The organism is Campylobacter sp. P0085, assembly GCF_002139495.1.
In the GTDB taxonomy this organism is placed as follows: Bacteria; Campylobacterota; Campylobacteria; order Campylobacterales; family Campylobacteraceae; genus Campylobacter; species Campylobacter devanensis.
On record NZ_MJKB01000002.1, the window covers coordinates 252,962 to 274,777 of the forward strand.

23 protein-coding genes and 1 tRNA gene are annotated in these 21,816 nt (G+C 34.2%); 23 read left to right on the forward strand and 1 reads right to left on the reverse strand.

Annotated features, from left to right (window positions below):
• Nucleotides 1-13: 13 nt before the first annotated feature.
• Entirely contained in the window at nucleotides 14-793 is a 780-nt protein-coding gene (locus CIGNP85_RS03145) for a M48 family metallopeptidase (protein ID WP_086286923.1), read from the reverse strand.
• A 124-nt stretch (nucleotides 794-917) separates the two neighbouring features.
• On the opposite strand from CIGNP85_RS03145, the gene CIGNP85_RS03150 reads away from it, so the two are divergent.
• The 23 genes from CIGNP85_RS03150 to CIGNP85_RS03260 all read left to right on the forward strand — a co-directional run bounded on the left by CIGNP85_RS03150 (nucleotide 918) and on the right by CIGNP85_RS03260 (nucleotide 21,813).
• Nucleotides 918-2,267: a class II 3-deoxy-7-phosphoheptulonate synthase gene (locus CIGNP85_RS03150; RefSeq protein ID WP_086286925.1), complete on the forward strand. Its 1,350-nt coding sequence runs from the start codon at nucleotides 918-920 to the stop codon at nucleotides 2,265-2,267.
• Nucleotides 2,268-2,374: 107 nt separating this feature from the next.
• On the forward strand, nucleotides 2,375-3,634 hold the full coding sequence (gene murA / locus CIGNP85_RS03155) for a UDP-N-acetylglucosamine 1-carboxyvinyltransferase (protein WP_086286928.1): 1,260 nt from the start codon (nucleotides 2,375-2,377) through the stop codon (nucleotides 3,632-3,634).
• Nucleotides 3,635-3,637: 3 nt separating this feature from the next.
• A complete protein-coding gene (locus CIGNP85_RS03160) occupies nucleotides 3,638-4,816 on the forward strand; it encodes a molybdopterin molybdotransferase MoeA (RefSeq protein WP_086241230.1) in 1,179 nt (392 codons plus the stop codon).
• A 46-nt stretch (nucleotides 4,817-4,862) separates the two neighbouring features.
• Nucleotides 4,863-4,937, forward strand: a tRNA-Gly gene (locus tag CIGNP85_RS03165).
• A 170-nt stretch (nucleotides 4,938-5,107) separates the two neighbouring features.
• The gene (gene flgA / locus CIGNP85_RS03170; RefSeq protein ID WP_179187357.1) at nucleotides 5,108-5,581 is read left to right on the forward strand and encodes a flagellar basal body P-ring formation chaperone FlgA; all 474 of its coding nucleotides are present in this window, start codon (nucleotides 5,108-5,110) and stop codon (nucleotides 5,579-5,581) included.
• A gap of 8 nt (nucleotides 5,582-5,589) precedes the next feature.
• On the forward strand, nucleotides 5,590-6,069 hold the full coding sequence (gene coaD, locus CIGNP85_RS03175) for a pantetheine-phosphate adenylyltransferase (protein ID WP_086224338.1): 480 nt from the start codon (nucleotides 5,590-5,592) through the stop codon (nucleotides 6,067-6,069).
• Nucleotides 6,059-6,637 (forward strand): dTMP kinase, encoded by a 579-nt coding sequence (gene tmk / locus CIGNP85_RS03180; protein WP_086234404.1) that lies wholly within the window; start codon nucleotides 6,059-6,061, stop codon nucleotides 6,635-6,637. Before coaD ends, tmk begins: the two co-directional genes overlap by 11 nt.
• On the forward strand, nucleotides 6,634-7,863 hold the full coding sequence (gene hisS / locus CIGNP85_RS03185) for a histidine--tRNA ligase (protein WP_086286932.1): 1,230 nt from the start codon (nucleotides 6,634-6,636) through the stop codon (nucleotides 7,861-7,863). The genes tmk and hisS overlap by 4 nt, the downstream gene beginning before the upstream one ends.
• Nucleotides 7,860-9,701: a biosynthetic arginine decarboxylase gene (gene speA, locus CIGNP85_RS03190; protein ID WP_086229096.1), complete on the forward strand. Its 1,842-nt coding sequence runs from the start codon at nucleotides 7,860-7,862 to the stop codon at nucleotides 9,699-9,701. Before hisS ends, speA begins: the two co-directional genes overlap by 4 nt.
• 2 nt (nucleotides 9,702-9,703) lie before the next feature.
• On the forward strand, nucleotides 9,704-10,375 hold the full coding sequence (gene cysE, locus CIGNP85_RS03195) for a serine O-acetyltransferase (RefSeq protein ID WP_086227134.1): 672 nt from the start codon (nucleotides 9,704-9,706) through the stop codon (nucleotides 10,373-10,375).
• Nucleotides 10,376-10,377: 2 nt separating this feature from the next.
• Nucleotides 10,378-11,550 carry a pyridoxal phosphate-dependent aminotransferase gene (locus tag CIGNP85_RS03200; RefSeq protein ID WP_086286933.1) on the forward strand — a complete coding sequence of 391 codons (1,173 nt, stop codon included), beginning with the start codon at nucleotides 10,378-10,380 and terminating at the stop codon, nucleotides 11,548-11,550.
• A 91-nt stretch (nucleotides 11,551-11,641) separates the two neighbouring features.
• Nucleotides 11,642-12,097: an SsrA-binding protein SmpB gene (smpB, locus tag CIGNP85_RS03205; protein WP_086235265.1), complete on the forward strand. Its 456-nt coding sequence runs from the start codon at nucleotides 11,642-11,644 to the stop codon at nucleotides 12,095-12,097.
• 10 nt (nucleotides 12,098-12,107) lie between these two features.
• A complete protein-coding gene (locus tag CIGNP85_RS03210; RefSeq protein WP_086286936.1) occupies nucleotides 12,108-12,719 on the forward strand; it encodes a thioredoxin in 612 nt (203 codons plus the stop codon).
• Entirely contained in the window at nucleotides 12,709-13,008 is a 300-nt protein-coding gene (locus CIGNP85_RS03215) for an ATP-dependent Clp protease adaptor ClpS (protein WP_086229099.1), read from the forward strand. Before CIGNP85_RS03210 ends, CIGNP85_RS03215 begins: the two co-directional genes overlap by 11 nt.
• On the forward strand, nucleotides 13,008-15,086 hold the full coding sequence (locus CIGNP85_RS03220; RefSeq protein WP_086286938.1) for an AAA family ATPase: 2,079 nt from the start codon (nucleotides 13,008-13,010) through the stop codon (nucleotides 15,084-15,086). The genes CIGNP85_RS03215 and CIGNP85_RS03220 overlap by 1 nt, the downstream gene beginning before the upstream one ends.
• Before the next feature lie 12 nt (nucleotides 15,087-15,098).
• A complete protein-coding gene (gene aat, locus CIGNP85_RS03225) occupies nucleotides 15,099-15,761 on the forward strand; it encodes a leucyl/phenylalanyl-tRNA--protein transferase (protein WP_086241223.1) in 663 nt (220 codons plus the stop codon).
• 41 nt (nucleotides 15,762-15,802) lie between these two features.
• The gene (gene flgB, locus CIGNP85_RS03230) at nucleotides 15,803-16,243 is read left to right on the forward strand and encodes a flagellar basal body rod protein FlgB (RefSeq protein WP_086224315.1); all 441 of its coding nucleotides are present in this window, start codon (nucleotides 15,803-15,805) and stop codon (nucleotides 16,241-16,243) included.
• Nucleotides 16,244-16,253: 10 nt separating this feature from the next.
• Nucleotides 16,254-16,748 (forward strand): flagellar basal body rod protein FlgC, encoded by a 495-nt coding sequence (gene flgC / locus CIGNP85_RS03235; protein WP_086227907.1) that lies wholly within the window; start codon nucleotides 16,254-16,256, stop codon nucleotides 16,746-16,748.
• 4 nt (nucleotides 16,749-16,752) lie between these two features.
• Nucleotides 16,753-17,043: a flagellar hook-basal body complex protein FliE gene (fliE, locus tag CIGNP85_RS03240; RefSeq protein ID WP_086224311.1), complete on the forward strand. Its 291-nt coding sequence runs from the start codon at nucleotides 16,753-16,755 to the stop codon at nucleotides 17,041-17,043.
• Nucleotides 17,043-18,878 carry a peptidoglycan D,D-transpeptidase FtsI family protein gene (locus tag CIGNP85_RS03245; RefSeq protein ID WP_086286941.1) on the forward strand — a complete coding sequence of 612 codons (1,836 nt, stop codon included), beginning with the start codon at nucleotides 17,043-17,045 and terminating at the stop codon, nucleotides 18,876-18,878. Before fliE ends, CIGNP85_RS03245 begins: the two co-directional genes overlap by 1 nt.
• A gap of 67 nt (nucleotides 18,879-18,945) precedes the next feature.
• Nucleotides 18,946-20,034, forward strand: coding sequence for an aminofutalosine synthase MqnE (mqnE, locus tag CIGNP85_RS03250; protein WP_236845587.1), 1,089 nt, complete (start codon nucleotides 18,946-18,948; stop codon nucleotides 20,032-20,034).
• Nucleotides 20,035-20,042: 8 nt separating this feature from the next.
• Nucleotides 20,043-21,365 carry an NCS2 family permease gene (locus CIGNP85_RS03255; protein WP_086286945.1) on the forward strand — a complete coding sequence of 441 codons (1,323 nt, stop codon included), beginning with the start codon at nucleotides 20,043-20,045 and terminating at the stop codon, nucleotides 21,363-21,365.
• A 4-nt stretch (nucleotides 21,366-21,369) separates the two neighbouring features.
• On the forward strand, nucleotides 21,370-21,813 hold the full coding sequence (locus tag CIGNP85_RS03260) for a phosphoribosyltransferase (RefSeq protein ID WP_086286947.1): 444 nt from the start codon (nucleotides 21,370-21,372) through the stop codon (nucleotides 21,811-21,813).
• The last annotated feature ends 3 nt before the right edge of the window (nucleotides 21,814-21,816 follow it).

Consider the following 21,816-nt stretch of genomic DNA (forward strand, 5'->3'; position numbering starts at 1 on the left):
ATTTTTGGCTAAATCAACTGCTAGCTTTTAGCTTGGCTGCTAGGGTTTGTAAATTTTTTATCCTATTTTCATGACTTGGGTGAGTGCTTAAAAACTCCAATCCACCATCACCTGAATGCTCTTGCATCTTCGTCCATAATGACGCTGCACCATCTGGGTTAAATCCCGCCATATACGCAAGCTCTAGCCCTATTTCATCGCTCTCATTTTCATGCGAACGACTAAAAGGCAGAGATATCCCCACATTAGCAGCCAAATTCGCAACTCCTAAAATAGTATTATCCACCCCAAAAACCGAAGCTACACTGATTAATCCACTCTTTATCATCTCTTGGCTTTGTTGCTCTCTTACATGCTCTCTTAAGGCATGAGCAATCTCGTGAGCTAGGATAAATGCTATCTCATCATCATTTAAATTCAACTTCTCTATAATCCCTGTATATACAGCTATCTTGCCACCAGCCATACACCACGCATTGATAGTATCACTCGTAATTACATTTATCTCCCAATTCCACTTTGTGCTATCTTGCCTAAAATATGAAGTTTTAGCAATTAATCTATTTGAGATATTTTTAACTCTATTTGTAAGTTTTGGGTCTTTATTTAGAGTATTTGACGCTTTTGCTTTTTGTATCACCTCGCCATAAGCTTTAGCAGATGCTTCATTTATCTCATCGCTAGATATCAGCATTAGCTGCGTTCTATCAACTTCTGAGTGGCCTACATTTGTGGTATTTTGCATACAACCAACAAAAAATATAAGAGCAAATATCAATATAATTTTTTTCATATTTTTCCTTAAAATTTATGTTAGTAATTCTACCCAAATTTATCTAGTAAAATCCTAAATTTGCTAGAATTTAAGATTTATTTGGCTATAATCACGCATTTTATAGAAATTCAAAAGGTTAAAAATGAGTAAATGGAATAAAGATAGTTGGAGAGATTATAATATTTTACAACAACCGGTGTATCCCGATATTACCAAGCTTAGAGAGTGCGAAGATAAGCTTAGCAAACTCCCACCACTTGTATTTGCAGGTGAGGTTAGAAATCTCAAAGATGAGCTAGCTAAGGTCACTCAAGGCCATGGCTTTTTACTTCAAGGTGGAGATTGCGCTGAGAGCTTTGCTAACTTTAATGCAGTAAATATCCGTGATATGTTTAAGATTATATTACAAATGGCGATTGTCCTTACCTTCGCTGGTGGCTGTCCTGTAGTCAAGGTCGGTCGTGTAGCGGGTCAATTTGCCAAACCTAGAAGTAGTGATTATGAAGAGATAAATGGGGTTAAGCTCCCTAGCTATAGAGGCGATATCATAAATGGATTTGAATTTAATGAATCAGCTAGAGTCCCAGATCCCAAAAGAATGATAGATGCCTACTATCAAAGCGCATCTACACTAAATCTTCTAAGGGCATTTTCACGAGGCGGATTGGCTAATTTAAATGAAGTTCATAGATGGAATTTAGGGTTTGTAAAGCGAAGTGAATTAGATGAAAAATTCGAAAAACTAGCTTCCGAGCTTACAAATGCTCTTAAATTTATGGAGGCTTGTGGGGTTACAACCTCTAATACCCCAACACTAAGCGAAACCAAATTATACACTTCCCACGAAGCACTTTTACTCCCATATGAAGAGGCTCTTACAAGGGTTGATAGTTTAAGCGGAGATTGGTATGACTGCTCTGCTCACATGCTTTGGATAGGTGAGAGAACTAGAGGAGTTGATGATGCTCATGTCCATTTCTTAAGCGGAGTTAAAAATCCAATCGGATGCAAAATCGGTCCAAATGCCACAGCTGATGATGTGATAAAATTAGCCAACAAACTAAACCCAAATAACGAAAATGGCCGCCTAAATATCATCATCAGAATGGGAGCTGATAAGATAGAGAGTCGCTTGCCAAATATCTTAAAAGATATTAAATCTGAAGGCCTAAATATCTTATGGAGTATTGATCCTATGCATGGCAACACGGTAAAAGCGTCAAATGGATATAAGACTCGTGAATTTGATAATGTTTTAAGAGAGGTTAAGAGCTTCTTTGATATCCATCACGCTTGTGGCACCATACCTGGGGGCGTCCATTTAGAGATGACAGGCCAAGATGTTACAGAGTGCACTGGTGGTGCATTTAAGGTAACTCAAGAGGCTCTTGCTAGTCGTTATGAGACTCAATGCGATCCAAGACTAAATGCCGATCAAGCCTTAGAGCTTGCCTTCTTAATCGCAGATGAAGTCAAAAAATCTCGCTCATAAGCTATGGCCTTTGCCATAGCTTTTATTGATATAATTTAAATTCCAAATAACTATATAAGCATATTTTTGGTATAATCCATCACTATTTTTTACACAAGGTGATATATATGGATTATCTACAAATCAAAAGATCAACAAATTTAAAAGGCAAAATCGCAATTAGTGGCGCCAAAAATGCCGCTTTGCCGATAATCGCTATGACAATTTTAGCCAAAAATAGAGTAACAATCCAAAATACACCTCAAGTTGCTGATATAAAAACATTGATAAAACTACTACAAAATTTAGGCGCTAAGGCTGAATTTAAAAACTCAACCCTACAAATAGATACTACAGATATAAACTCCACAAAAGCGACATACGATATTGTCCGCACTATGCGTGCTTCAATTTTAGTCCTAGGGCCGCTACTTGCTAGATTTGGTCATTGCGAAGTCTCGCTTCCTGGCGGATGTGCTATTGGGGCTAGGCCAATTGATCTTCATCTAAGTGCTTTAGAGAAAATGGGTGCTAAAATTGAGATAAAAGATGGCTATGTGATAGCCGATGCCAAAGATGGATTAAATGGAGCTAATATCGTTTTTGATAAGATCACAGTTACAGGCACTGAAAACATCATAATGGCTGCGGCCTTAGCAAATGGAGTTACTAAGATATTTAACGCAGCCAAAGAGCCCGAAGTCGTCCAACTATGTGAAATTTTAAACCAAAATGGCGTAAAAATCGAAGGCATTGCAACAAGTGAGCTAACGATACACGGAACAAATAGAGATCTTATAAATTTAGATGAAATCATAGTAATACCTGATAGAATAGAAGCTGGAACTTACATGTGCGCTGTGGCGATTGCTGGTGGGGATGTTACAATAGAAAATATAAATCCCGATCACCTAGTGGCGATCACTTCAAAACTTTGTGATATGGGAGTTGAGTGTAAGCTTAGCCAAAATTCAATAAGAGTAATTAGCGATGGCAATTTAAAACCATGTAATATCATCACAACCGAATTCCCCGGCTTCCCTACCGATATGCAAGCGCAGTTTATGGCTCTAGCATCTATCGCTGATGGTGTATCTAGCATTGATGAGAGACTTTTTGAAAATCGTTTTATGCATGCTAGTGAGTTATCTCGCATGGGCGCTGATATAAAACTAAATGGCCATATAGCCACCATAACCGGAGGCAGTTTAAATGGCGCTGATGTGATGGCGACTGATTTAAGAGCTAGCTCAGCACTCATCATAGCAGCCTTAAGAGCAAAAGGAACTACAAGAATTCACCGAATTTACCACCTAGATAGAGGTTATGAGAATTTAGAATCCAAACTCACAGCAATCGGAGCTGATATAAAAAGATTAAGAGAGTAAGATATGAGAGTTGATGAGATATTTGAATTTGCTAGAAATTTAAAGTCACTAAATAGTAGCGAAATTTTACCGCTTAATTTAGCCGTTGGGCGAGTGCTCTTTGAGGATATTATCGCTACTAAGTCCTTACCGGCTTTTGATAACTCTGCTCTAGATGGATATGCCTTTGCTTATGCTGATATCGCAAATCCACTTAAGATAAAAGGTATTATCTTAGCTGGAGATAAAAATAGCTATGAAATTAACAAAAATGAGTGTTATAAGATTATGACCGGAGCAGCATTCCCTAAAGGCTCTGATAGTGTCGTAATGATAGAAAATGAGTCTTTTGATGAAAATGGAAATTTAATAGTCCCACAAGATACCCCTAAAAATAACGCTAGAAAAATAAAAGGCGAAGAGATAAAATCTGGCGAGCTTTTATTAGCCAAGGGTGCTATGCTAACGCCGGCTAATATAATGCTATTAGCCGCTCAAGGAGTTAGCTATATTAAGGTGCTTAGAGAGCCTAGAATCGCTATTTTTAGCAGTGGAGATGAGATAAATGAACCGTGGGGAGAGTGCGATGAATTATCCATATATAATGCAAATGCCTTTGGGATTATATCAGCATTAAGTCAAAATGGATTTAAAAGTGAATATAAAGGGATTTTAAAAGATGAATTTTCATCTATAAAAGAAGCTATTAATAACTCTTTAGATTATGATATCATCATCACAAGCGGTGGCGCTAGCAAAGGAGAGGCTGACTATATGAGTGAAGTATTAAATTCGCTCGATTTCAATCCACTATTTAGCTCAATTGATGCACGCCCAGCTAAACCAACAAAATGCTATAAAAAAGATAATAAACTTATCTTTGTATTACCTGGCAATCCAATGTCGTGTTTATTAGCAACATATATCGCCGTTATACCATATATCAAGAGAGTAGCTGGATGGAGTAACTATATGCTAGAGTCGCAAATTGCCAAATTCAAAGGCAACTTAAAACTCAAAGCTAGTAGAGCAAATATAGTAATAGGCCAAGCAAATAATGGCGAATTTAGGGCTACAAATAATAATATTTATAGCCCTTCCATGATAAAACCAATATCTTTATCAAATTTTATATATATCTCTGATATCGGTCAAAGTGAAATTTTCGATAATCAAGAGATAAAAATTTATAAAATCTCTTGACAAATAGGTAAAAATATGATAATATTCCGTCTCAATTTTACAAAATGCGGGAATAGCTCAGGGGTAGAGCACAACCTTGCCAAGGTTGGGGTCGCGAGTTCGAATCTCGTTTCCCGCTCCATTTTTTTACTTCTTATTTTTTCTATTCCTCTTTTTAGTAGCTCTTTAATTGATGAACTTCATAAGGCTATTTATGATAAATTTCCATCAGCTAAGATAAATTCTATTAATATAGATAATCACAATGAACTACCAGTAAATTTTAATGAGTTAAAATTAAAAAATATTATCTTGCTTGGCTTACGTGATGATAGTGGAACATTTAGAGCAGTCTATACTACACCAAATTCTACCAGTAAAAGTATATTTTATAAATTCAAAATCGATTTTAAGCTCCCAGTATTAGTTGCTACTAAAGACATTGGGCGAGATCATATACTAAATTTAAGTGATTATAAACAAAAATTTGTAAGTCTCAAGGATTATGATAAGCAAGCTATCATAAATCCATCCAATCACCAACTTATAACTAAAAGCAAAATCAAGCGTGGCAAAATTCTAACTAATCGCCAATTTAAAACCCTAAGCGATGTCAAAAAAGGTGATAAGATTACTGCTATTATAGAAGATGGATCTTTAAAAGTAGAAATATTAGTAACCGCACTCAATGACGGCAATATCGGACAAATAATCAGTGTTAAAAACCAAAATAATCAAACCCTAAAAGCCCAAGTAGTAGGCAAAAACCAAGTCATCATAAAATAGAGGTAAAAATGAAATCATGCATATATCCAGGAACCTTTGATCCTATCACTAATGGTCATCTAGATGTTATTAGACGAGCTTGTAATGTCTTTGATAGAGTTATTGTAGCAGTAGCACTAAATGAGTCTAAAAAGCCGTATTTTAACTACGATCAACGAATCGAACTTGCCCGCTTAGCGACTAAGGAACTATCTAGTGTTGAGGTTACAGGATTTAATAATCTCTTAATCGATTTTGCTAAATCACAAAATATTAATACTGTTGTGCGAGGTCTAAGAGCTGTGAGTGATTTTGAATATGAATTACAAATTGGTTATGCAAATGCTTCGTTGTGGAGCGAATTTGAGACGATTTATTTTATGCCAAGTCTTAAAAATGCCTTTATTTCTAGTTCTATTGTCCGCTCAGTTTTACGCCACGATGGTGATATTAGTTCACTTGTCCCATCTAAAGTATATAAAAAAATAAAGGAAGAATATGCTAATTAATTTTGAAGGTGTCGATGGAGCTGGTAAATCTACTCAAATAAATCTGCTAAAAGAGATTTACAAAGATGCTATAATAACTAAAGAGCCAGGTGGCACAGAGCTTGGATTGATGATTAGAAATTATTTAATGAGTAGTGCGAGTAAAATATCACAAAAAGCAGAAATTTTTCTATTTTTAGCAGATCGTGCCGAGCATTATGAAAAAGTTTTAAAACCCAATTATGGAAATTTGATTTTAAGCGATAGAAGCTTTGTATCTGGTCTTGCATATGCTATGGCAAATGATGATAATCTAGATATAAAAACCTTAATTGAACTAAATAAATTTGCGCTTTGTTCGGATTTTGGAGATAAATTTGTATTTTTAAAAGCAAATGAGAATTTAATCCGTCAAAGGCTTTTTAGTAGAGGTCAAAATGATGATATTGAAAGTCGTGGAATTGAGTATTTAATGAGAGTTCAAGAATTTATGAGTATAATACTCACCGATTTAAAATTTGAAGTCTTAGAGATCGATGCCTCACTAAGCCCAGAAATTATACATAATAAAATAAGGAAATTTATATGATTAATGCTCTTCGTGGTATGAAAGACCTACTTGAAAACGATGGAAAACTATATAAATTTATAATTGATACCTGTGAAGCTGTGGTTAAAAACTATGGCTATGAGTTTTGCGAAACACCAAAACTAGAAGAGACCGCACTATTTAAGCGAAGTGTTGGCCAAAGTAGCGATATAGTCGGTAAAGAGATGTATCAATTCACAGATAAAAGTGGCAATGATGTCTGTCTTCGCCCTGAAGGAACTGCTGGAGTTGTAAGAGCATTTATAGAGAATAAATTTGATAGAGCTGGTGGAGTTAAAAGATATTTTTATCACGGTAGTATGTTTAGATATGAGCGTCCTCAGCGTGGACGTCTAAGAGAATTTCATCAATTTGGCGTAGAGTGTTTTGGGGAATCAAGTGTATATGAGGATGCATCTGTAATTTTAATGTTAAATGAGATTTTCAATAGGCTTAAAATTAAAACCACACTAAAAATCAACTCACTAGGCGATAGTCAATGTATGCCAGCATATAAAGAAAAATTAGTTAAATTTGTTGAAAATAATAAAGAAAATTTATGTGATGATTGCTTAAGAAGACTTGATACTAACCCTATTAGGATACTTGATTGCAAAAGCCAGAGTTGTCAAAATATCTTAAAAGATGCTCCGCTTATTACTCAAAATTTAAATCAAATTTGTAACGATGATTTTAATAAACTTCAAGAGATTTTAAAAGCAAATGGAGTTGAATTTCAAATCGATCCAAAACTCGTACGCGGGCTTGATTACTACTGCAAAACTGCCTTTGAGTTTATTAGCGATGATATTGGCTCTCAAAGCGCAGTCGCAGGTGGCGGTAGATATGATAAACTCTGTGAATATCTAGATGGCAAACCTACTCCAGCAGTTGGCTGGGCTATGGGTATTGAGAGAATTATGGAGATTTTAAAGCAAAAAGAGTCGCAAAATACCCGTCAAGGTATCTATATCTGTGCTTTAAATCCAAATTTAATTGATGAAATTTACAAAATCGCTCAAACTCTAAGAAAAAGATATATAACCGAAATTTCATACGAAGCCAAAAGCCCAAATAAACATCTAAATATAGCTGATAAAAAGGGATTTGAGATATTTTTATGTCTTGGCGATGATGAGTTTAGCCAAGGTCAAATTTGGTACAAAAATCTACAAACAAAAGATGAAAAACGAATATCTATAGCAAATTTGGAGGGTGAAATATGACACACGACTATGGACTAAGCCTGTGGGGAGATTCAAATTTTATCACTGATAGTGGCAAAGTCTGCTTAAATAGCGACTTAAAACCAGCACTTATTGATATCGTAAAAGATATTAGAAATGATGGTTATCGTGGACCACTTTTACTAAGATTTCCACACCTTATTAAAAAACAAATTGTACAGGTATACTCTAGCTTTGAAAGAGCTAAAAAAGAATTTGGCTATAGTGGCAACTTTAATGCTGTATATCCATTAAAGGTAAATCAATATCCAGGATTTGTAGAAAATCTAGTTAAAATTGGAGAAAGCTATGGGTATGGCTTAGAGGCTGGCTCAAAGGCTGAGTTGCTACTAGCGATGGCTTATAATAACTATGGAGCACCAATTACTGTCAATGGATTTAAAGATAATGAGCTAATTGATATTGGCTTTATCGCTGCTGAGATGGGACACAATATCACTCTTACAATAGAGGGATTAAATGAATTAAAATCAATTATCTCAACTGCCAAAGAGAGATTTAAACCAAAGCCAAATATCGGCCTTAGAATCAGACTTCATAGTAGTGGTACAGGCGTATGGGCAAAAAGTGGCGGGATAAACTCTAAGTTTGGACTTACATCTACAGAGCTAATTGAAGCAGTAAATTTACTAAAAGAAAATAACCTAATTGAGCAATTTACTATGATTCATTTTCATATTGGAAGTCAAATAAATGAAATTCATCCGCTCAAAAAAGCTCTTATAGAAGCAGGAAATATTTACGCAGAGCTTCGTAAAATGGGAGCAAAATCTCTAAAAGCTATAAATTTAGGCGGCGGTTTGGCTATTGAGTATTCACAATTTAAAGATAATCCAAGCAGGAATTACACACTTAAAGAGTATGCAAATGATGTTGTGTTTTTACTAAAAAGCATTGCTAATCAAAAAAATGAGATTGAACCTGATATATTTATAGAAAGCGGTAGATATATAGCTGCATCTCATGCTGTATTAGTAGCTCCTGTACTTGAGCTATTTAGTCAAGAATATACAGAAGAAAAACTAATATTAAAAGAGAACAATCCTCCACTAATTAGTGAATTATATGATCTATATAGAAGTATAAAGCCAAGCAATGCCATAGAGTATCTCCACGATGCAATCGATCATATGGAGAGTGTTCTTACTCTATTTGATTTGGGGTATGTAGATTTACAAGATAGATCAAATAGTGAAATTTTAGTCCATTTAATTATGAAAAAAGCGATCTCACTTTTAGGAAATAAACAAAATTATGCAGAGCTTTTAAAAATTCAAGAAGAGGTGCAAGAGAGATATTTGGTTAATTTTTCAATGTTTCAAAGCTTGCCTGATTTTTGGGGACTTGGACAAAACTTCCCTGTAATGCCACTTGATAGATTAGATGAACGCCCTACCCTATCAGCATCTATTTGGGATATTACTTGTGATAGCGATGGCGAAATTAGCTTTGATGCGACCAAAAATCCGCTATTCTTGCATGATGTTGATTTAGAAAAAGAGGATTATTTTTTAGGATTTTTCCTTGTTGGTGCATATCAAGAGGTTCTTGGAATGAAACACAATCTATTTACCCACCCTACTGAAGCTACAATAATCATCAATGAAGAGGGCAATTATGAAATAAAAAATATTTTAGAATCTCAATCCGTTATGGATATATTAGAGGATTTAGACTATGATATACATGCTATTAGAGATACTTTAAATGAACGAATAGAAAATTCAACACTAGTAGATGAAAAACAAAAAAAGCATATTCTAGGCGAACTATATCTATTCTTAAACGATAATGGATATCTAAAAACCATAGGCTAATGATGGGTATTTTTCAAATTATTAAAGAGGATTTATCTCAGCCTAAAGTACAAGATCCAGCATATCGTAGCTGCATAGATCTTATCTTTAATTATCCTGGAGTATGGGCAGTAGCCAATCATAGAATTATCCATATTTTATGGAATAAAAAGTGGCATAAATTAGCCAGAATACTTGCTGGAATTAGTAATTTTTTAACCAGAGTTGATCTACACCCAGCAGCAGTTATTGGAAGAAGAGTATTTATTGATCATGCTACTGGAATAGTAATTGGTGAGACAACTATAGTTGGCGATGATTGCTTGATTTATCAAGGAGTTACCTTAGGTGGGGTAAGTTTAGATAAAGGCAAACGCCATCCCACATTAGAAAATGGCGTAGTTGTCGGTGCTGGAGCTAAAATTTTAGGCAATATCACCATAGGAACTGGCTCAAAAATTGGTGCAAATTCAGTTGTAGTAAAAGATGTACCACCACACTCTACGGCTGTAGGAATTCCGGCTAAATGCATTAGCAGTGATAATCGTCCATTTGAACACAATAAGCTACCAGATATCACAAAAGAATTGCTAATCTATCTAATAGATCGCATAGAAAATCTTGGATGCCAAGGAAGTGATAAAATAGTATTAGACAAAAAATATCAAGAGTATATTAAATCAATAAAGGAGTAAAAATGTTATTATCTAAAAGAATTTCAGTTCTAAGCGAGAGTCTTACAATCGCAATTAGCTCAAAAGCCAAAGAGATGAAAGCTGCTGGGCTTAATGTTATTAGCTTTAGTGCTGGTGAGCCAGATTTTGATACACCAGAAGTTATCAAAAATGCAGTAAAATCAGCATTAGACAATGGTTGTGGTAAATACACGCCTGTGCCTGGTACGCCTGAAGTCTTAGAAGCTATTGCTACAAAGCTAAAAAGAGATAATAATCTAAACTACAAACCAAATCAAATTATTACAAATGTAGGTGCCAAACACTCTTTATTTAATCTATTTTCATGCATTATCAATCATGGAGATGAAGTTATAATTCCATCTCCATACTGGGTAAGCTATCCTGAAATAGTAAAATATTGTGGTGGTACTCCAGTTATAATTGAAACAAGTGAAGATAATAAATTTAAATTAACAGCTAGCCAAATCAAATCAGCAATCACTCCAAAAACAAGAGCAATAGTGCTAAATAGCCCAAGCAACCCGTGCGGTGGCGTATATAGCAAAGCTGAACTTGAAGAGATTGGCAAAGTATTAGAAGGTAGCGATATCTTAGTAGTTAGCGATGAAATTTATGAAAAACTTACATATAGTGGTGAGTTTATAGCAGCTGCAGCAATTAGCAATGATATGTTTAAAAGAACAATTACAATAAATGGTTTAAGCAAATGCGGAGCGATGCCAGGGTGGAGATTTGGCTATATGGCTAGTAATATTGATGAGTTAAATAAAGCTGTTAGAAAACTTCAAAGCCAAAGCACTAGTAATATCTCTAGCATCGTCCAAGCCGGTGCTATCCCAGCACTTCTAGGCAAAGCTGATAACGATATAGCATATATGAAAAGCAAATTTATAGAGCGTAGAGATTATGCTGTAAAAGCTATAAATGATATAGAAAATTTAAGTGTAGTATGTCCAGATGGAGCATTTTATCTATTTATAAACTGTAAAAATGTAGAGCCTGACTCAATGAAATTTTGCCAAGAGCTATTAGAAAAAGCCCTAGTAGCTACTGTGCCTGGCGTAGGATTTGGTATGGATGGATATTTTAGAGTTAGTTTTGCATGCGATTTAGATAGTTTAAAGCGTGGTATTGAGCGTATAGCTGAGTTTGTCAAAAATTATAAAAAATAACAATAAGAGTGCTATAAAGGCACTCTTATTTAGACTAAATTCATAATATTTAGCTATGATTTTAAGCTTACAAACTATAAAAAGTATCAAAATGGGAAAAGAACTAGCAAAAAACAAAAAAGCACTTCATGATTATACAATTATAGAAAGCTTTGAAGCCGGTATAGTCTTACAAGGTAGCGAAGTCAAGGCACTTCGTGCTGGTAGAGCAAATTTAAAAGATAGCTTTGTGAGAATCATTAAAGGTGAGCTCTTTTTGTTAAACGCACACATAAGCCATCTACAAACCGCTCACTCACACTTTCGCCCTGATGAGAGATCGCCTAGAAAGCTCCTTATGCACCGCAAACAGATAGATAAACTCCTTGGCAAAGTTAGCACCGATGGGTTAACAATCGTAGTTTTGAGTCTATATCTAAATCACAAAAATATAGTCAAAGCAAATATCGCCCTAGCCAAAGGCAAAAATTTACACGATAAAAGAGAAGCTCTCAAAGAAAAACAAGCAAATTTAGAAGCTAGAGCCGCTCTAAAAAGATATTTATAAAGGATAAAATATGAAAAATATTAAATTTATAGCCCTATTTTTAATGGCACTTTTCGCACTTAATGGGTGTAATCAAGATAAGACAACTCAAACTCAAATAGAACAATCAAATTATTATAAAACAGGCGATGAGATAGAATTAACCAGTATAATTGGCACTAAAGCTACGATAATTCGCACTGAAAATGGCTTTAAACTCAAAGATAGCGATAAAATTCTAATGCTTGATATATTTGGAACTTACTGCGCCCCATGCCAAAAAGAGGCTCCACATTTGATGGATTTTCAGCTTAAAAACGCAGATAAATTTATGATAATTGGGTTAATTCACTTTGAAGATGTAAGTGATGAGTATGTTTTAGAGAATTTTAGTAAAAAATATAACGCCTATTACTTCATAGCAAATTCAAAAGAAAATAGCAAGATTATAGATCAAGCTCTAAATGATATAAGCTATAATAGAGCCCTTTCAATTCCATTTAAAGTAGTATTAAAAGATGGTAAATACCAAAATCTAAGCGATAATCTAGGCAGTACAACAACGCAAAATAAATTCTACCTAGGTGAAGTAAGCACCAACACAATTAGCCAAGATATAGATAAGATCTTAAATGCAAACTAAAAGAAGCCTTAATACCAAAACCAAATTAAAAGAGTTTAAACCAACTCTTTTTAAGGTGATTTTATTAAACGATGATGTAACTACAATGGATTTTGTAGTGATGGTGCTTTGTGAAATTTTCAATAAAGAGCTAAAGCAAGCTATAGAATTGATGATGAAAATTCATAAAAATGGTAGCGCTGTTTGTGGAATTTACACAAAAGAGATCGCCCAAACCAAGCAAAACCAAACCCTAAGCCTAGCTAAGGCAAATGGATTTCCATTAAAATGCGTTATAAAAGAGGATTAATGATAGAACAAAATCTAGCAATGTCAATAAAACAAGCTAATGACTTAGCTTTAAGCGAATCGCATGAGTATATTAGTACTGAACATATTTTATATACTCTAACATTTGATAAGGAATTTATAAAAATTCTAGAAAATATCGGTATTAATGATGTTATAGCTTTAAGAAATGATCTAATAAATATACTCAAAGAGTCTCCAAAATCTAGCGAAAAAAAGCCACCAATTCTTACTCATAAGCTTAGTGAATTATTCTCTAGCATTACTGCTGAGGAAAATTTTGGGATTGAAGATTTTTTGGATGAAATTTTGAGCGATAAAAACTCACAAGCCTATCAACTACTTGAATTTCACGGATTAAATTTAGATGATAATGAGCTACTATCTGTAGCTACAAATTTAAATGAATTAGTCAAAAATCATCAAATAGACCCTGTGATAAATAGAGATAAAGAGATTGACAAAGCTCTTCAAATTCTATGCCGCCATAAGAAAAATAATCCGATTTTTGTAGGTGAAGCTGGAGTTGGTAAAACCGCAATAGTCCAAGGAATAGCCCAAAGAATAGTAGATGGAAAGGTTCCTGATAGATTAAAAGATAGCGTGATTTTTAGCTTAGATATCTTTGCTATTTTAGCTGGGGCGAAGTATAGGGGTGAGTTTGAAGAGAGATTAAAAGAGATTATAAATCGCTTAAAAGATAATAAAAATCATATAATTTTCATAGATGAAATTCACACTATCCTAAACACAGGGAGCAATGATAATGGCCAAGATGCGGCAAATATCTTAAAACCTCACTTAGCAAATGGTGATATAAGGTGTATTGGCGCAACTACTTATAATGAGTTTAGAAATTTCAATAAAGATAGAGCTTTACTTCGTAGATTTAATAAAATAGATGTCGCCGAACCAAGCAAAGAAGAGACCTTAGAGATATTAAAAGGCTTAAGGCCAACTTATGAGAAATTTCATAATGTCAAATATAGCGATGAAATTTTAAGCCAAAGTATAGAGATGGCTAAGCGATATCTAACTGACAAATTCCTGCCTGATAGCGCTATAGATATCATTGATGAGGCTGGCGCATCGGCAAATATCGAGAATAAAAAAAGCGTAACAAAAGCCAAAATCAATGAAATTGTCTCTAAAATAGCCAATATCTCAAATATCCAAACAAGCTCTGATAACACTCAAATTTTAAAAAATCTATCCACTATATTAAACCAAAAAATATTTGGCCAAGACCTAGCTATAAAGAGCTTAAATGACGCTTTAATCACATCATACGCAGGATTAAATGAGCCAAATAGGCCAATTGGTGTATTTTTATTTACTGGAAGTAGCGGTGTGGGTAAAACTGAGTTAGCAAAAGAGCTAGCAAATGCTTTAAATATCCATTTTGAGAGATTTGATATGAGCGAATATATGGAGAAACACGCCGTAGCTAAGCTCATTGGCGCACCTCCTGGATATATAGGGTTTGAAAATGGCGGAATGCTTACAAATATGGTTAAAAAGCACCCTTATAGCGTAATTTTGTTTGATGAGATTGAGAAGGCTCATCCAGAGCTATTAAATATATTTTTACAGATTTTTGATAGCGCAACTCTAAGTGACGCAAGTGGAAATAAGAGTGATTTTAAAAATACAATTATCATAATGAGCTCAAATTTAGGCACCAAAGAAGCACCGATTATGGGCTTTAATAAAGATGATAGCGATAAAACAGATAGAGCTGTGAAGGGATTTTTTGCTGCGGAGTTTAGAAATAGAATTGATAAGATTATAAATTTCAACACTCTAAGCCACGAAGTCTTAGAAAAAATAGTCCAAAAAGAGATAAAAGAGCTAGAGCTATCAGCCAAAAAAATCTCTATATCTATTAGCAAAAATGCGATTAATGAGATTATTAAACTTGGATATAGTAGTGAATTTGGTGCTAGAAATCTTAAACGAACTATTAAAGATAAAATCAATCTTAAGCTATCCAAAGAGCTGCTTTTTGGTGCTTTAAAAAATGGTGGCACTACCAATATTGATTTTAATGGCAGTGAGTTTGAGTTTAAATTTATCTAAGCAAAATAGATAATGAACTCTATTTTTCCAAATCCATTAACTGCTCCAAAAGACGCTCCACTAGCATATGGTGGTGACCTAAGTAGTGAAATTTTACTTGATGCGTATATGCATGGTATTTTTCCATGGCCGTGTGATGGGGTGATATTTTGGCATAGCCCTGACCCAAGGGCAATATTTTATCCACAAAATATTAAAATTCAAAAGAGTTTAAAACCATTTTTAAGGGATTATAGAGTTAAATTTGATTATAATTTTAGAAATTTTATCAATTTTTGTAAAACCCAGAGAGAGCTTAAAGAGCCAACTTGGATAGATCAAAATGTCGTAGATAGCTATATTAAGATGCACGAATTAGGCTATGCACACAGTGTGGAGGTCTATTATAATGATGAGCTTATTGGCGGGCTTTATGGGCTGATTTTTGGTAAGATTTTTTGCGGTGAAAGTATGATTAGTAAAGGCAAAAATGCCTCCAAAGTCGCTCTAATCACACTAGCTAAGGCATTAGCAAAATATGATTTTATCATAGATGCACAAGTAATGAATCCTCATCTTAAATTTATGGGAGCCCAGGATTTAGCTAGGGATGAATTTTTGACTCTGCTTAAGATAAAATCAAATCAATCAAGCGGATTTGAAAATTTTAAAGATTTAGAGTTAAATTTGGAATAAATATTGCTTATGTATTGCAATAAATTTAAAAAGGATATATGATGTACGCAGGTTTTAGTACTAGCAAATCAAAACAATTAGTAGATTCGGCTCTTGGTAGTAGGGTTGCTAGAAACCAATTAATAGCTAGCAATATTGCAAATATCGATACTCCTTTTTATAAAGCTAAAGATATCGATTTTGAAACCGCTTTAATAGAAAAAAAAAGAGAGGTATATAAACTAGGTGCTAGTGAGCCAAAATTAGAACTCGCTAGAACAAATGATAAACATTTTGCCGCAATCGATTTTCCATCAGTTAAGATTCCAACTATCTATCTAAGAGATGGTCATATGGCTAGAAATGACGCTAATACTGTCGATCTAGATATCGAAACTAGCGAAATGAGTAAAAATGTTTTAATGATTCAAGCACTAGATTCAGCTAGCAAAAAACATGGCGATATCTTTAAAAGCGTAATAGATGCAAGTGGAAAAATATAAAGGATAAATAATGGCATACTTAAGTGATTTTGATATTAGTGGATATGGACTTAGTGCGCAACGCTTTAGAATGAATGTAATTAGCTCAAATATAGCTAATGCAAATACTACTAGAACTGCCGAAGGCGGCCCATACCGCCGTAAAGAGGTTGTATTTAAGGCAATTGAATTTGATAAAGAGCTAAATAAACAACTAAATGCTAAAAATGACTTTTTAGAAAATGAGAATCCTTTAGACGATCCAGATGCGCCAAGATTTCCAAAACCTGCGATCTCAACTGTGGTAGTCGATAAAATCGTACGTGATGATAAAGATTTTAAAATGAAATTTGATCCAACTCACCCAGATGCAAATGAAAAAGGTTATGTAATGCTACCAAACATAAATCCAGTCATTGAGATGGCGGATTTAATAGAAGCAACAAGAGCATACCAAGCAAATGTATCAGCATTTCAAAGTGCCAAAGCGATAGCGACAAGTGCTATTGATATGATGAAAGGATAATTGAATGAACATTAATAATATATCAAATTTAAATCCATTAGAGCAAAAAAGTAGTAAAAATGATAATTTACTAGATCAAAGTTTCTCTGATATTTTAACCAAAACTCTAGGCGAACTAAATGACGTCCAACAAAAAGCTGATAAAGCAGTAGCTGATCTAGCAACTGGAGAAGTAAAAGATCTACACCAAGCAGCGATTGCAATCGGCAAAGCAGAAACTAGCATGAAACTAATGCTAGAAGTAAGAAATAAAGCTATAAGCGCTTATAAAGAGATAGCAAGAACACAGCTATAATGAGTCAAAATAGTAGCCAAAGCAAAGTATATGTAGTATTTTTGCTAATTATTCTTGGTATCTTTATATTCTTAACAGTTATATTTTACCGATCTAGTATCGAGCGTCGCCTTCCAAAACTCCAAAGTAGCGACTATACCAGTGCTATGCGTGGCTCTATATTAAGCCAGGATGGTTTTAGCCTAGCAAGCAGTCAAAAACTCTTTAAAGCGATGGTAGATACTAGAAATATTGATCCAAATAAAAAAGAGTTATTTATCAAACTATATACTTTATATAGTGGTGATGACCCTAAAAAAATTAGAAAAATCCTAGCAAAAAAAGGCTTAGTAACTCTATCATATGAGATTGATGCCAAGGGTGCTGCATATCTAAAAGAGTTAGCTAGAAAGCTATATAGAAATAAAGTATTTATCGCATATCAAGATCCAAAAACCGGTATAGTCTCTACTCAAGGAATGAGCATTATAGAAAGCGGCGAAAGACGAATATATATGGCAAGTGACGCTTTAACGCCAGCTATTGGCTACATTAAAAAGATTGAAATAGATGGTATTACAAAAGTTGAAGGAGTAAAAGGAATTGAAAAAGTATATGATAACTTGTTATCCTCTACTCAAGATGAGCTAACAAAAGGACCAAGAGATCTAGCAAATACAATAATTTTAAGTAAAGACGCTGAGCTATCTCGCCGTATTGATGGCTATAATGTCGTGCTAAATATTCCATTAAAACTACAAAAAATATTAGAAAAAATGGCTGTAGCAAAGATGAATGAACTAATTGCTAAAGAAGTTATAATAGGCGTTATGGAGGCTAAAAGTGGAGCTATAATTTCATTAGTTTCTACCTCTAGATACAATCCATCAAGTATCACTAAAAAAGATTACCAATCACTAAATTCAACAGCAAGCGAATACGCTTATGAGATGGGTTCAGTTATGAAACCATTTATCTTTGCCCTACTTTTAAAAGCTGGCAAAATCGATCCACTTGAGATAATAAATGTCTATGGTGGTAAATATAAACTAGGTAAACGAACAATCACTGACAGTCATAAAAATGATACCCTAAGCGCCCAAGATGTAATCGTAGAATCTTCAAATGTTGGTATGATTCAAATTGTAGATAGATTAAGCGAATTTGAACTTTATAATGGTCTTTTAGAATTTGGATTTTCTCAAAAGAGCGGAATAGATCTAAGCTATGAACAAGTTGGCAATATACCATCAATCTCTAAACTAAAAAATAAGGTATATAAATCCACGCTAAGCTATGGTTATGGCGTCCAAGCTACATTTATACAGCTTCTAAGCGCTTATAATGCAATCACAAATGATGGTGTTATGGTTACACCACGCATAGCTAGTCATCTAGAAAAGGATTCTAAAACCTATAAATACAAAGAACAAGAGTTTACCCAAATTCTCTCAAAAGCTCAAGCTCAAAAGATGAAAGATATCCTAATCAAAGTTGTAGAAAGTCCTAATGGAACCGCTAAAAGAACACAAATCCCAGGCCTAATAATTGGCGGCAAAACTGGTACTGCACATATCGCTACAAGTGGTGGTTATAGCGATAAGCGCTATAATGCAAATTTCTTTGGCTTTGTCCGTGATGCCAAAGGCAAGGAATATACAATTGGCGTTTTAGTACGTGAACCAATGAAGCCATATCCATACTACTATGCTTCATGGAGCGCATTGCCAATATTTCGCTCAACTATCGAGCTAATGGTAGAAAATGGCTACCTAACTCCAGCTAAACTAGACCCAAAAGCCATTAAAGCCATTAATACTAAAGAGGGTAAGAATATAAATGTAATATTAGACTAAATTTAACGCAAATAAAATCTTTTTAAGTCTCTTTTGCATATAATTTAAGTTTTATTTTTTAGGTAGGATTATGAATTTAATAGACAAGTTAAAAAACAATCAAAGATTGGAATTTGATGATGCTATCAAGCTTTATGATTTAGATCTATTTACTCTAGGCAAATATGCCAATAAAATCAGAGAAGCTAAAAATGGTAAAAAGGTATATTTTAATATAAATCGCCATATAAATCCGACTAATTTATGTGCTGATGTATGTAAATTTTGCGCCTTTTCATCTCATAGACAAAGTGCTGATAAGAGTTATACAATGAGCTATGAGCAGATTATTGAAGCAGTAGATAAAAGCGTATTAAACGGAGCCAAAGAGATACATATAGTCTCTGCTCACAATCCAAATGTATCATGGCAATGGTATCTAGAGATATTTAAAATGATAAAAAATAAATATCCAAATTTACACATAAAAGCACTTACTGCAGCAGAGGTTGATTACCTACATAGAAAACATGGCTTAAGCTATGAAGAGGTGATAGAAAAGATGATTGAGTATGGTGTAGATAGTATGCCTGGTGGAGGAGCTGAAATATTTGATGAGGGCGTTAGAGCTGAGATTTGCAAAGGCAAAGTAAGCAGTGATAACTGGCTTAAAATTCACTCCCTTTGGCACCAAAAAGGTCGCCAAAGCAACGCTACAATGCTATTTGGTCATATAGAGAACAAAGAGCATAGAATCGATCATATTCTTAGAATTCGCTCGCTACAAGATCGCTCCCTAGCTCTAAATAACGGCGGCGGATTTAATGCTTTTATCCCATTAGTCTATCAAAGAGATAATAACTATCTTAAAAATATCCCATTTTTAGGCTCAGTTGAGATACTAAAGACAATGGCAATTAGCAGAATCTTGCTTGATAATATAAATCATATTAAGGCATACTGGGCTACTTCTACTTTAAATTTAGCTCTTGTAGCACAAGAATTTGGTGCTGATGATCTAGATGGAACGATAGAAAAAGAGAGTATTCAAAGCAGTGCTGGAGCAGCAAGTAAAAATGGTAAAAGTCAAAAAGATTTTATAGAGCTAATTCAAACAAGTGGATTTATACCAGTTCAAAGAGATAGCCTATATAATGAACTTATAATATACAATTAGAAAGAAATATGGATATATTTAAGCTCAAACAAAACAATACAACTGTAAAAACCGAGCTAAATGCAGCTCTTACTACATTTTTGGCTATACTTTACATAGTTCCAATTAATGCGCTTATCTTAAGCGATGCTGGTATGCCAAAGGAAGCTTTATTGGTAGCAACAGCCCTTATCACGATTCTAGCAACTATTTTTAATGGCTTATGGGCTAACACACCAGTAGCACTAAGCACGGGAATGGGATTAAATGTTTACTTTACATATAGCATGGTAATTGGTATGCAAATTCCATGGCGAACTGCACTTGGGGCTATATTTATCAGCTCGGCGATATTTACCATTTTGAGTTTTACAAACTTTCGCCTTTGGATTATCAAAAATATCCCACTAGATCTTAGGTGTGCTATAAGTGCTGGTATTGGTGCATTTATATGTTTTATTGGTCTATCTAAAATGGGTTTAATAGTTGCTAGTCCAGCTACTAAAGTTGCTATTGGCAATATTAGCGATCCTAAAGTTTTAATTGGTGTTATAGGGATTATATTTATGATACTATTTTGGACTTTAAAACTGCGTGGCGGATTTGTTTTGGCAATTGCTGTAACATCAATTGGAGCGTGGATATTTGGAATTTATGAAACACCAAAAGAGATAATCTCGATACCTGTTAGCATCGCTCCAATTTTTGGGGAGTTAGATATCCTCTCAGCTCTTAAAATTTCTTTACTTCCAGCAGTTTTAACACTATTTGTTACTCACCTATTTGATAGTATTGGCACCCTTACTGGAGTTGGAAATAGAGCCAATCTATTTACACACGCTGATGGCGAAAAAAAATTAGCCAAAAATTTAGAAAGCGATGCAATAGCTGGCATGGGTGGAGCCATTATAGGTACAAGTACAATTATAACATGTGTAGAGAGCGCAAGCGGTGTAGAAGCTGGTGGCAGAACAGGACTTACGGCTGTATTTATAGGAGTGTTTTTTATATTTACCCTATTTTTCTTACCACTATTTGGCTCTATTCCAGCTAATGCTATCTATCCAGTACTTGTAATGGTAGGTATTTTAATGTTTAGTGAACTTGGCAAAATCAACTACAAAGATCCAGCTATTTGCGTTTCAACATTTTTAACTGTGATATTAATGCCGCTTACATACTCTATTACAATAGGATTGAGCGTAGGATTTATATCATATTTTATTATTAAATTAGCACTAAGAAAATGGGAAGATCTAAATTTAGGCGTAAGTACACTAGCTATTATTAGTCTATTTGCCTTTATTGCTAGTTCAGCACCTAATCTATTTAAATCAATAATTGGAGGCTAAAAATATGACATATTATGATTTTAGCTCATTTGAACATGATGCCAAAATTTTAGCTAAAAGAGTTAGAGATGAATTTAATCCAGAGGTTATTTTAGGTATTGCTAGAGGTGGATTAACTCTAGCTCACTTTTTAGCAAATGCGCTTAATATTAGAGATTGTTTTAGTCTAAACTCTATACATTATGAAAATACTACAAAGCTAGATACTGTCAAAATCTACAATATCCCGGATCTAAGCAAATTCAAAAGAGTATTAATTACAGATGATATTATCGATAGTGGCGAATCTATGGTAGCTATCAAAAAAGAGATCAGTAGATTATATCCAAATTTAGAAATTGCTGTAGCTACTATATTTTATAAGCCAAAAGCTTTGATGTTACCTAATTTTACTATCAAAGAAGCTGATGATTGGATTGAGTTTTTTTGGGATTTAAGTTTAGAATAGATG

What these genes read in the sequence shown, in the direction of transcription:
- CIGNP85_RS03245 (WP_086286941.1), top strand. Translation starts at nt 17,043, where the DNA reads ATGAGTCAAAATAGTAGCCAAAGCAAAGTATATGTAGTATTTTTGCTA.
- CIGNP85_RS03260 (WP_086286947.1), top strand. Translation starts at nt 21,370, where the DNA reads ATGACATATTATGATTTTAGCTCATTTGAACATGATGCCAAAATTTTA.
- CIGNP85_RS03220 (WP_086286938.1), top strand. Translation starts at nt 13,008, where the DNA reads ATGATAGAACAAAATCTAGCAATGTCAATAAAACAAGCTAATGACTTA.
- CIGNP85_RS03255 (WP_086286945.1), top strand. Translation starts at nt 20,043, where the DNA reads ATGGATATATTTAAGCTCAAACAAAACAATACAACTGTAAAAACCGAG.
- CIGNP85_RS03200 (WP_086286933.1), top strand. Translation starts at nt 10,378, where the DNA reads ATGTTATTATCTAAAAGAATTTCAGTTCTAAGCGAGAGTCTTACAATC.
- CIGNP85_RS03210 (WP_086286936.1), top strand. Translation starts at nt 12,108, where the DNA reads ATGAAAAATATTAAATTTATAGCCCTATTTTTAATGGCACTTTTCGCA.
- flgB (WP_086224315.1), top strand. Translation starts at nt 15,803, where the DNA reads ATGTACGCAGGTTTTAGTACTAGCAAATCAAAACAATTAGTAGATTCG.
- coaD (WP_086224338.1), top strand. Translation starts at nt 5,590, where the DNA reads ATGAAATCATGCATATATCCAGGAACCTTTGATCCTATCACTAATGGT.
- tmk (WP_086234404.1), top strand. Translation starts at nt 6,059, where the DNA reads ATGCTAATTAATTTTGAAGGTGTCGATGGAGCTGGTAAATCTACTCAA.
- flgC (WP_086227907.1), top strand. Translation starts at nt 16,254, where the DNA reads ATGGCATACTTAAGTGATTTTGATATTAGTGGATATGGACTTAGTGCG.
- smpB (WP_086235265.1), top strand. Translation starts at nt 11,642, where the DNA reads ATGGGAAAAGAACTAGCAAAAAACAAAAAAGCACTTCATGATTATACA.
- CIGNP85_RS03150 (WP_086286925.1), top strand. Translation starts at nt 918, where the DNA reads ATGAGTAAATGGAATAAAGATAGTTGGAGAGATTATAATATTTTACAA.
- cysE (WP_086227134.1), top strand. Translation starts at nt 9,704, where the DNA reads ATGGGTATTTTTCAAATTATTAAAGAGGATTTATCTCAGCCTAAAGTA.
- CIGNP85_RS03145 (WP_086286923.1), bottom strand. Translation starts at nt 793, where the DNA reads ATGAAAAAAATTATATTGATATTTGCTCTTATATTTTTTGTTGGTTGT.
- CIGNP85_RS03160 (WP_086241230.1), top strand. Translation starts at nt 3,638, where the DNA reads ATGAGAGTTGATGAGATATTTGAATTTGCTAGAAATTTAAAGTCACTA.
- speA (WP_086229096.1), top strand. Translation starts at nt 7,860, where the DNA reads ATGACACACGACTATGGACTAAGCCTGTGGGGAGATTCAAATTTTATC.
- fliE (WP_086224311.1), top strand. Translation starts at nt 16,753, where the DNA reads ATGAACATTAATAATATATCAAATTTAAATCCATTAGAGCAAAAAAGT.
- aat (WP_086241223.1), top strand. Translation starts at nt 15,099, where the DNA reads ATGAACTCTATTTTTCCAAATCCATTAACTGCTCCAAAAGACGCTCCA.
- CIGNP85_RS03215 (WP_086229099.1), top strand. Translation starts at nt 12,709, where the DNA reads ATGCAAACTAAAAGAAGCCTTAATACCAAAACCAAATTAAAAGAGTTT.
- murA (WP_086286928.1), top strand. Translation starts at nt 2,375, where the DNA reads ATGGATTATCTACAAATCAAAAGATCAACAAATTTAAAAGGCAAAATC.
- hisS (WP_086286932.1), top strand. Translation starts at nt 6,634, where the DNA reads ATGATTAATGCTCTTCGTGGTATGAAAGACCTACTTGAAAACGATGGA.